The 9,956-nt window shown below is 30.5% G+C and carries 9 protein-coding genes and 3 tRNA genes; 10 read left to right on the top strand and 2 right to left on the bottom strand.

The genetic code is table 11. The features are described from left to right. Positions 1 to 25: 25 nt before the first annotated feature. Complete coding sequence (locus V6U76_RS03105; RefSeq protein WP_333023557.1) at positions 26 to 415, top strand: RDD family protein; 390 nt, start codon at positions 26 to 28, stop codon at positions 413 to 415. A gap of 937 nt (positions 416 to 1,352) precedes the next feature. On the opposite strand, the gene polA is transcribed toward V6U76_RS03105, so the two are convergent. Beyond that, the gene (gene polA, locus V6U76_RS03100) at positions 1,353 to 3,905 is read right to left on the bottom strand and encodes a DNA polymerase I (RefSeq protein ID WP_333023556.1); all 2,553 of its coding nucleotides are present in this window, start codon (positions 3,903 to 3,905) and stop codon (positions 1,353 to 1,355) included. A gap of 140 nt (positions 3,906 to 4,045) precedes the next feature. Between polA and V6U76_RS03095 the strand changes: the two genes are divergently transcribed. The 3 genes from V6U76_RS03095 (at position 4,046) to V6U76_RS03085 (ending at position 6,674) form a co-directional block, all read left to right on the top strand. After that, positions 4,046 to 4,768: a hypothetical protein gene (locus tag V6U76_RS03095; RefSeq protein WP_333023555.1), complete on the top strand. Its 723-nt coding sequence runs from the start codon at positions 4,046 to 4,048 to the stop codon at positions 4,766 to 4,768. Between the two features lie 127 nt (positions 4,769 to 4,895). Then, a complete protein-coding gene (locus tag V6U76_RS03090) occupies positions 4,896 to 6,020 on the top strand; it encodes a SurA N-terminal domain-containing protein (RefSeq protein WP_333023554.1) in 1,125 nt (374 codons plus the stop codon). Positions 6,021 to 6,089: 69 nt separating this feature from the next. Continuing rightward, complete coding sequence (locus V6U76_RS03085) at positions 6,090 to 6,674, top strand: hypothetical protein (RefSeq protein ID WP_333023553.1); 585 nt, start codon at positions 6,090 to 6,092, stop codon at positions 6,672 to 6,674. A 62-nt stretch (positions 6,675 to 6,736) separates the two neighbouring features. Here the strand turns inward: V6U76_RS03085 and V6U76_RS03080 are convergent, their stop codons facing one another. Beyond that, positions 6,737 to 7,111 (bottom strand): TrbC/VirB2 family protein, encoded by a 375-nt coding sequence (locus V6U76_RS03080; protein WP_333023552.1) that lies wholly within the window; start codon positions 7,109 to 7,111, stop codon positions 6,737 to 6,739. Between the two features lie 334 nt (positions 7,112 to 7,445). Between V6U76_RS03080 and V6U76_RS03075 the strand changes: the two genes are divergently transcribed. The 6 genes from V6U76_RS03075 to V6U76_RS03055 all read left to right on the top strand — a co-directional run. Then, a tRNA-Tyr gene (locus tag V6U76_RS03075) sits at positions 7,446 to 7,528 on the top strand. Positions 7,529 to 7,532: 4 nt separating this feature from the next. Next, a tRNA-Gly gene (locus V6U76_RS03070) sits at positions 7,533 to 7,603 on the top strand. A 73-nt stretch (positions 7,604 to 7,676) separates the two neighbouring features. Next, on the top strand, positions 7,677 to 8,858 hold the full coding sequence (gene tuf / locus V6U76_RS03065) for an elongation factor Tu (protein WP_333023551.1): 1,182 nt from the start codon (positions 7,677 to 7,679) through the stop codon (positions 8,856 to 8,858). A gap of 7 nt (positions 8,859 to 8,865) precedes the next feature. Further along, positions 8,866 to 8,938, top strand: a tRNA-Trp gene (locus V6U76_RS03060). 28 nt (positions 8,939 to 8,966) lie between these two features. Beyond that, the gene (secE, locus tag V6U76_RS05575) at positions 8,967 to 9,167 is read left to right on the top strand and encodes a preprotein translocase subunit SecE (protein WP_408647417.1); all 201 of its coding nucleotides are present in this window, start codon (positions 8,967 to 8,969) and stop codon (positions 9,165 to 9,167) included. Continuing rightward, positions 9,157 to 9,956, top strand: an 800-nt coding sequence (locus V6U76_RS03055) for a transcription termination/antitermination NusG family protein (protein WP_333023550.1), incomplete at its 3' end; no start/stop codon positions are given. The genes secE and V6U76_RS03055, both read left to right, overlap by 11 nt.

Here is a 9,956-nt window from a genome sequence, read left to right as displayed (position 1 = left end):
TATACGTTAGCACCAATATATACTAATGTTCGGACTATGGCATTCTTTTCTCTTTTCTCTTACTGATCTTCATACACTTTCTTCTATAATTATGTATGCATTATTAACCTTAGTTCCATATTTAATAATAGAAATATTAATGATACCAAAATTTGGAGGAGATCTAGGAAAATTGTTATGTAAAGTATATGTAAAAGATGCCAATACACTTCAAAATGCGAGCTTGAAACAAGTAATAATCAGGAGCTTATGTAAGAGAGTATTCTTTACTATGGTAATATTTTTAACTCTTTATATTAGTGTATGGCTTGCAACTTTACTATTTGTAGTTTCAATATTAGCACTTATTGATAAGAAACAGCAGACTTTCTACGATAAAATAGCAGGTACGGTAGTTATATCAGCAAGTGACTGAGCTTTAAATTTTCCACACGATTAACATCATGAAAAGAGAGAAAGAGAATGTTAAATCAGGATCAGTGTTTTTGATTGATTCTGCCATACTATTATTCATTGTAATAATGTTTTATTTAATATTTATGACGATTTTAAGTAAAGTATCTCCAGATACAGAATTTACTTTAAGTACTTTGCTACTATTAGCATTGATGGTGTTCATAGTATTTAATACATTAATGATATTTAAATTTGGTGGAACATTATGACAACTGTATTATGGTCTACGTGTAGTAGATAAAAAAACATTCGGAAAAGTTACTTTAATTCAAGCATTAAAGGAGACTTCTGTGACTGCATTTTTGCTAGTAGCTATTAGCTGTATTTTATATGACATTATCCGAGAATTTTGGCATGATTTACATACGTGGCGTAGGTATTATAGAAGGATAGGTCCTTTGTCATTTTGTGTAATGTTAGTTTTATATTTAGTTCTTAAAAGATATGATATTGATGACCTGACAAGTTTACATGATAGAATTGCAGGTACAACAGTAATTAACCTCAAAATTAACTCAGTTTAATCTATAAGTGAATGGAGAATTTTAAAAACACTAAATTAAATCTATTCGAGTCTGCTAAAGCTTTGATTTGTACATTTTTAACTTTAGAGTGCGAAATTATAAAAAAATTGCTTTGGTATTTAGTCAATATTAGTTATAATAAATTTAATCTAGAAAATATTGTTTTAGTATCTAGATAGTAGCCTACTTCAGTGCTGTGTAGAGCGCGCATGCATAGCTTAATTTCTGTCATAAGGTATTATTTTGGGTTCTGTACTTTTATTGTTTATGGTGTTGAGCTCTAAAAATAACCATCAAAAACAGTTTATGATGCAACTATAATTACTTGAATAGCGGTACCATCTGTTAATTTATTAAGCAGGAAGATCTTGCTTAATAAATTTTTACCTTTTTCATATCTCCCCAATTATCTCCAACTTTTATCTCTACTTTTAATGGTACAGAGAGTGTGACAACATTATCCATAACATCTTTTATTAATTTTACTGTGTTTTCTACTTTTTCTTTTTCTATTTCTACTAGTAGTTCATCATGAACTTGAAGTATTATTTTTCCTATTTTTAATCGATCAAATAATTGAATCATTGCGCGTTTTATTATGTCAGCTGCAGTTCCCTGAAGAGGTGCATTTATTGCTGCTCTCTCTGCAAACTGTCTTATATGAGAAATTGAATTATTAATTTCTTTTATGAAGCACCTTCTACCAAATAAAGTCTCTACATAACCTCTAGATCTTGCAACTTCAATTATTTTTTCCATATACTGCTTTATTTCTGGATAACAAGAAAAATAATAATCAATGTATTCTGCAGCCTCCTGCACTGTTATTTTTAATTGTTTTGTAAGACCAAACGGACTAATACCATATATAATGCCGAAATTGATAGATTTTGCTTTTCGTCTTAATGAATCATCTACTTCTTGTACGCCAAAAACTTGCCTTGCAGTTATATCATGAATATCCTGCTCTTTAAGAAATGCTTCCTTAAAGCTAGATACATCTGCTATATGTGCAAGTAATCTGAGTTCTATCTGTGAATAATCAGCAGAAATTAGCTTATAGCCCTGTGGTGCAATAAATGCCTGTCTGATTAAGTTACCCTTTTCGCTTCTAATAGGGATGTTTTGGAGATTTGGATTGCTAGAGCTAAGTCTTCCAGTGGTAGTAGTTATCATTGAGTAATTGGTATGAACTCTTCCATCTAAAGGGCTTATCTGCTTTACTAATGCATCGGTATATGTATTTTTTAATTTGCTTAAATGTCTCCAGTATAGAATTTTATCTGCAATTTCATGACCTTCATTTGCAAGCCCTTCTAATGTTTCATGATTTGTACTATATGTGCCAGATTTTCTTGATTTTTTTTTTCCAATAAGACCAATTTTATTGAATAATATATCACTTAATTGTTTTGGTGAAGCAATGTTGAATTTTTCTCCTCCAAGTCTATATATTTCATTTTCAAGTATAGAAGTTGTTTCTTTAAAACTTTCCGATAACTCCTGTAATTTTTTTATATCAATGAGCACACCATTATTTTCCATATGTAATATTACTGCAAGTAATGGTTTTTCAAAACGTTCATATATGGTAAACAATTTTTCCTGAAATAGTCGTTGTTTCAGTTTTTGATGTAAAACTATTAAAGTTTGTGCTGAAAAATTTCTTGTTTCATTATTTAACAAATTATGTGCAATAATGTTTCCAATTGTGTGATCATGTTTTCCTGTATCTAAGCTGTAAGAAATAATCATTATATCATCCAGTGCTTTGAGAGAGTTCTCTATTCCTACTATGCTCTTTCTTATTTCTTTAACGTTATATACTATCTTTAATACTCCATTTGAGCACAGAATTGAGTTCATCAAAGTTAATGAATCTTGAATATTGTCTTGCGGTACATAAAAAATATTGTTTTCGCTACATGCAAGAGAAATTTTACTTAAAATATTATTCTCAAAGTGACAATGAATGGCTATTTTGCCTTCAGATCTGCAATATTCTAAGAAATTAATTAATTCTCCACTGTTATATTCTGTTTTTTTTTCTTCATTTGAATGATTGTATAAAAAAAGCTTTTCCACTTTTCCAATAAAAGAATTGAACTCATATTTTCGTAGGAAAAATAATAATTTTTCCATGTTAGGAGAACATAGTTTATAATCTTCAATATCTTTATGCATTTCAACTGTTTCACATAAAGATGCGAGCTTTTTTGACAGCAAAGCTTTTTCTTTATGTTCTGCGAGTATATTACGTACTCTTGTTTGTTTTATTTTATCTGTATTATTAAAGACGTTATCTAATGAACCAAATTCATCTAATAATTTAGCAGCAGTTTTTGGCCCTATGCCAGGTAATCCTGGAATATTATCTGATGCATCTCCAGTTAAAGAGAAAAAATCTAGCAATTGATTTGAGTTTACTCCGAATTTCTCTATCACGTACTTTTCATCTACATACGTATTTTTAATAGGGTCAAATACCAAAACATTATAATTTAAGAGTTGAAGTAAATCCTTATCAGATGCAACTATAACTACTTTTATATTTGTATTTGAACTGTACTTCCTAGTAAAAGTTGCAATTATATCGTCTGCTTCGTAGCCTTCAATTTCTTCATGACTTAAATTAAAAGCTTCTATAGCTTCTCTTATGATATGAAACTGTGGAATTAGATCTTCAGGAGGAGCGATTCTATTTACTTTATAATTGGAATATAAATCATGCCTGAAGTTTTTTTTGCCTGCATCAAGTGCTATTGCTAGATAATCCGAATGCTGAATATATCTAATTATCATATTTAAAAAACCGTATACACCTCCTATTGGAGTACCTGTTGTAGTGATTAGGTGAGGTAAGACGTAATAAGCTCTAAAGAGAAACCCGTAGCCATCAATTATCGTGAATGTTTTTTCTTTCATTTCTCATCTATAGAAAAATATTATAAAGATTACCACAAAAATCCTTCATCTAAAGAGTGAACTTTATTGACAATATAATTTTTGTATTGATTTTTATAAATAAATAGTATATATAATAAAGATATTAACTTAAGGTAAGTATGGTAATAGAACAGGCGCCAACTTTTTTTCGTAATAAAGATGGCAGTGTAAGTAAGAAAAGGCGTATTTTTACTGTACTAAGTACAATCACTTCCTTAGCATCACTTGCATTCGTAAGTGAATACGTATCTGATCATTTTGATTTACAGAGTATTAATATACTTCCTACTATAGAAGGTTTTGTTGCTTTAATTATATCTGCTGTGTCATCTGCTTGTGTGGCAGCAAGTTTTGCGTATGGAGCTTATTCTAATCTTAAAGTTGATCGTGCAGCGTATGAAAAATCTCAAGCACGTAAAAAGGAAGAAGAATACCGGTCTTTTATAGATGATAGTTTTTATAGTAAAGGAAATATGATAACTGAAATAGAGAATCAATATGGAAAACAGATTGAAGAATTAGAACAGAAACATAGTAAGCAGGTTAAAGAGCTAGAAAATGAAAACCAAGACTTAAAAAAAAGCAATAAAGTTTTAGAAGATATAATGAGTGCACAACTAAGTAATTTGCAGTCTTATAGTCAAAGCGGCAGTCAAATGTCCAATCCTGGCTTTGACTATAATAGTGATGTTTCAATACGAAATTTTATGATAAACAACACTAAAAATAATTTTTTAGTATTAGAGAAACAAAATTCTGATGATATTGTTAGTAGTAGCGTTTATGACGTATCTACTGAGGAACCGCTATTATCAAGCCCAAGTCATACCACCTTTAGATAATTTTTTATATCATACAAATCTATTTATCAACGCTTAACATTCTCCTATTTATATTGCTAGGGATTAATTTCTTTGTAACTTGTAAAATAGCAAGTTATAATTAAATTGTTTCAAAATGCTGCATGATATGCGTAGTATATTTCTTGCTTTATTTTTATTGTTGCTACCAGTTAGTAGTTTTCCTATTAGTGTAAAAATTATTGCGCACGTTAATAATACTCCAATTTCAAATGTAGATGTAGCGAAACGCACAAAATTAATCACATTACTTTTTAGCAACTCTGATCATGTAGAACATGAAGCGTTAAAACAGTTAATAGATGAAATAATAATTCTTGATGAAGCAAAAAAGCTCACCATTAAGCTCAATACTAAAGAATTAAATGATACTGTAGATGAAATATTTATGAAGGGTTTAGGAGTGAAAAAAGATAAAATTAGTAACTATATTAGCCAGAATAATCTGGATTATGCTACATTAGTGAAATATGTTAAGTCTCAATTGCTCAGGAATAAAATTATTGAAACTAGAATTGTGCCTTTTATTAATGTGACCTCTAAAGAGATAAGTGATGCAAAACGTCGTATAGAGAGAATAAATTCTCTAATTACTATTCAAGAATTTTTTATTCCAACAAAAAATTATGAATTAGCTGAAGAAATAGTAGATAAATTAAATAAAAATTTAAGCATTGAAGATATTAATAAGAAATATTCTTTTACAATCAAAATTAATGATGTAACTGTTAACCAAAATCATTTAAACGATGAGGTGAAAAAAGCTTTAGTAGATATTGGTAGCATCAGCAAACCAATAGCTTCTAATGAAGGTTACACAGTAACGAAAATAATAGATAAAACACAAATTGATTATTTTTTACTTGAAAGTAAATTAATGTTAAAGCAATTCATTAGTAATGACTCAAAAGATATAGATACCTTGAAAAAAGAACAGATTAATTGTAAAAATTTTAATTCAGTAGCTAAAAAATTACGTTTACCAGCTATAAAAGAATTTGAAGTCAGGATGCAAGATTTAAATCCTAAATTGCAAATTTCATTAAGCAAGTTAAATATTGATGAAGTAATAGATATGCAAGAAGGCACTGTATCTAAATTAATAATGCTATGTGAAATAAAAAAGGGAAATACAGAAGAGGAAATAAAGCAGAAAATTTTTAATCAAAAAGTAATAACACAAGCTAATATCTTTTTTGATAAACTCTATAGAAATGCAATTATAATCAATTAAAAATTATTGTAATAGTTATTTAATCAGGTTATTATTTATATAGTTATTTAATTTATTAAAAGGCTTATTATGAAAAAAACATGGAAGAATTTTAAAGAATATTCTAAATATGGAACTGTACCAACTTTAAGCATATCAAGTCATAAAAATAGTTTTTATCAATCTGTTCATTATATTTATAGTATTTTAGGTCCTATAAAAGATCTAGTTTGTGGTGTTGAATATTCAAATGGTGCGATAGGCTCTAGGGAAGAACGAATGTGTGGAATATTACCTTTATCTATTCTTTTGCCTACTTGTATGATATTAAGTTCTACATTTTTAGCTTTTGCATATTTATCATATTTACCTGCAAAGGGAATATCAAAATTGCTTAACTGCAAAGAAAATCCAGGAAAAAATGCGAGATCACTTAAAGAAAATACAGAATCTTTAGTAAATTATGCGAACAATCTTTTACATAAAGCAAGAGAATATTCTGACAAAATAGCTGAATTTTGTAAAATAGTTGTATCTTATGCACTTTCTGCTGTTATTTGGCTTGTTGCGCTTGTTGTTACTCCTTTAGTTTGGGCTGGTAATAAAATATCAACTGCATTAAGCAGTGCTTCTGCTGAGCCATTATTAGATGAAGAGCGTTCTAAACCAGTTTAGAAGAGTTTATAAATGTTCCTGAAAAAATTCAGGCATTCTTAATGGGAATTTCACTTGATTTATTATGCCTGACAATTTCCAGTTGTTGAATTTCTATTTGGAGTCGGGGCTTTACACTTGTCCTTGCACTCTCCTTGCCATGATTCTTGATCATTAGAACATTCAGCACAACCACCTTTGCCAGTCATACTCTTTACAACTGTTGATGCTCCAAAAAATACACCACAAAATATAACGAGCGCAACAAGTGCAGGCCATGCCATTCTACCAAATATTGCAAGTATACTTGAACCAATGATAACAACTGTCATAAGTTGCCCACCTATTGATTGAATATATCCCACTGCTTTACATATTACGGCTTCTGTAGTCGTAGCATAAGAGTTAAATGCACAAGAAAGCACTAGAAATAAAAACAAAAACTTACAAAACTTCATAACATACCTACATACCTTTTATAAAATCTATACTGTTATATAAGATTATTAATTTTCTCGTAATACTATTTTCATAATATATGAATGTAGTACTTATCATATTTTTTGGTTAAACAAGTATTCCTACAAGAAAAATATGAAGTTAAGGAGAGTATTCTTATTGCTAAATAACTTAAAACTGAAGCTTTGGTTTTTAAATAGAAGTTATGCTACAGCATTTTTGTTTAAAAAGTATTGATTTTTTTATTTTAGACATTTATTATTGTACCTAGTATTTAAGGTTCATAAAAGTTACATTTTATGAACTGGTAATTCATTATCTATTGAATTTAAAGGAAGAGTGACCGAGTGGTTAAAGGTAACAGACTGTAAATCTGTCCGCTATTGCGTACGTAGGTTCGAATCCTACCTCTTCCATTTTGCGGGTATAGCTTAATGGTAGAGTTCTAGCCTTCCAAGCTGGCTGTGTGGGTTCGATTCCCACTATCCGCTCTTTTTTTATGTTGTGTTTTTATAAATTTTTGTATATTGTTTAATATTAATAAAAGTAAGGGTAATTTTAATTATGGGAACAACGGTATCAGCATTTGGGAAGGTGCATGTTAATGTGGGGACGATAGGGCATGTAGATCATGGGAAGACGACATTGACGGCAGCGATAACAAAAGGTTTTGGGTCAAAATTTGTAAAGTATGATGAGATAGATAATGCACCTGAAGAGAGAGCGAGGGGAATAACAATAGCAACAGCACATGTTGAATATGAGACAGAGAAGAGGCATTATGCGCATGTTGATTGTCCTGGTCATGCTGATTATATTAAGAACATGATAGTAGGAGCTGCACAAATGGATGCTGCAATATTAGTAGTGTCTGGGGTTGATGGTCCGATGCCACAAACTAGAGAACATGTATTGCTAGCAAGACAAGTAGGAATAAAACATATAGTTGTGTATATTAATAAAGCTGATGCAGCAGATCCTGAGATGCTAGATTTAGTGGAGATGGAAATAAGGGAGTTATTAATACAAAATGGGTTTCCTGGCGATGAAGCACCTGTTATAATAGGTTCAGCATTAAAAGCACTTGATGATGAGGATAGTGAGTACGGGAAGAAATCAATAATCAAGTTAATGAAAGCTCTAGATGAGTATGTACCTGATCCTGAGAGAGATGAGGACAAACCTTTTTTACTACCGATAGAGGATGTGTTTTCTATACCAGGTCGTGGTACAGTAGTGACTGGCAGGGTAGAATGTGGTATAATAAAAGTTGGTGATGAAGTTGAGATAATAGGTTTAAGCAATGAGACTCAGAAGACGACATGCACTGGGGTTGAGATGTTTAAAAAGACATTAAATGAAGGAGGGAAGGCAGGTTTTAATGTTGGGGTTTTACTAAGAGGCACAAAGAGAGAAGAGGTTGAGAGAGGTCAAGTTCTTGCAAAGCCTGGAACGATAAAGCCATACAAGAAATTTAAAGCTGAGGTATATGTTCTAAAGAAGGAAGAGGGAGGCAGGCACACACCATTTGAAGAGAATTATCAGCCGCAGTTTTATTTCAGAACAACTGATGTTACAGGAAGTATAAAGTTATTAGATGGCAAGGAGATGGTAATGCCTGGAGAAAATATTAGCATAGAAGTTGAGCTTCAGTTGCCAATTGCCATGGATAAAGGTCTACGTTTTCCTATAAGAGAAGGGGGGAAAACTGTTGGCTCTGGTATCGTAGTTGAAATATTAGGATGAGATGAATAGGAATGTAGCTCAATTGGTAGAGTGCTGGTCTCCAAAACCAGAGGTTGTAGGTTCGATTCCTATCATTCCTGCCTTAATTCTTATTTATTTTTTTATGTAATGTTGAGAATTTTGAATAATTTTTTTTATAGTCTGAGGCAGGAAGTGTTAACTATTTCTTGGGTAGGAAAGAAAGAAGTTTTTTCTTCTTTTATTATAGTGTTGATTGCCGTGTTATGTTTCTCAACTTTTTTTTGTTTAGTAGATTTTCTATTTATTAACGTAATTAAATGGATATTTAAGGCTGTGTATGGAGTATAAGTGGTATTTAGTAAAAATTAATCATGATTCCGAACTAGCTCTTAATCAGTTAGTAGACTCAGATTCTGTCTCTTATTTTAAAGATATATTTATTCCTCGTAGGGTAGTTCTTGATTTAGAATCTTCCTCAGAGGAATTGTTTGAGGCATTTATATATATGTACTTATGTGATGAAAGTATTTCTTTGTTAAAAGAAACATCAGATTTTTGTCGATCAGTTAATGATGATTATTCTAATTTAGAGGCAGTATCTGATGATGAGATATTATCTAGACGTGATAAAGTGAGTGGGTGTAGGTGGTATTCCTTAAAAGTTGCTTCTGGTTATGAGGCAAAAGTATGTCAGTATATGTTAGATAATGCAAAAATGTTTCGTGTTCATGATTATTTTGAAAGTATCTTTATTTTGTACTATAAGGATGATGTTTCTTTGCGGTATTATGTAGAATTTGATGATATACAGCTCAAATCATCGAAAAATATTTTTAGTACTAAAGGTTTTAAATGTTGTGCTCCTGGTTATATCTTTCTATGTTTTATTTTATGTGATAAGGCTATTAAGTTTGTTAACACAGTTCCAAAAGCGTATGGTTTTTTATTGAATGAAAATAATATACCTAGAGAGGTTTTTACCAAGGAACTTGTTTTGATGGTAAACACATTAAATGATATTCAAGAGAATAAAAAGTTAGGTTGTGCCTATGAAAAGGGTGAAAGTATAAAAATTAATGATGGGCCTTTTCAAGGTTTTGTTGGTGTGATAATATCATTAAGTGATGAACAAGGAGT

The sequence above is a fragment of the Wolbachia endosymbiont of Pentidionis agamae genome (assembly GCF_036711655.1).
Classification (GTDB): domain Bacteria; phylum Pseudomonadota; class Alphaproteobacteria; order Rickettsiales; family Anaplasmataceae; genus JAZHPY01.
The sequence above is the reverse complement of the archived record's forward strand: the minus strand, read 5'-3'. Positions and strand labels throughout refer to the sequence as shown.

Bases quoted from the DNA above. Each gene is read 5' to 3' on its own strand.
- V6U76_RS03105 (WP_333023557.1), top strand. From the start codon at position 26: ATGTTCGGACTATGGCATTCTTTTCTCTTTTCTCTTACTGATCTTCAT.
- V6U76_RS03080 (WP_333023552.1), bottom strand. From the start codon at position 7,111: ATGAAGTTTTGTAAGTTTTTGTTTTTATTTCTAGTGCTTTCTTGTGCA.
- tuf (WP_333023551.1), top strand. From the start codon at position 7,677: ATGGGAACAACGGTATCAGCATTTGGGAAGGTGCATGTTAATGTGGGG.
- polA (WP_333023556.1), bottom strand. From the start codon at position 3,905: ATGAAAGAAAAAACATTCACGATAATTGATGGCTACGGGTTTCTCTTT.
- secE (WP_408647417.1), top strand. From the start codon at position 8,967: ATGTTGAGAATTTTGAATAATTTTTTTTATAGTCTGAGGCAGGAAGTG.
- V6U76_RS03085 (WP_333023553.1), top strand. From the start codon at position 6,090: ATGAAAAAAACATGGAAGAATTTTAAAGAATATTCTAAATATGGAACT.
- V6U76_RS03095 (WP_333023555.1), top strand. From the start codon at position 4,046: ATGGTAATAGAACAGGCGCCAACTTTTTTTCGTAATAAAGATGGCAGT.
- V6U76_RS03090 (WP_333023554.1), top strand. From the start codon at position 4,896: ATGCGTAGTATATTTCTTGCTTTATTTTTATTGTTGCTACCAGTTAGT.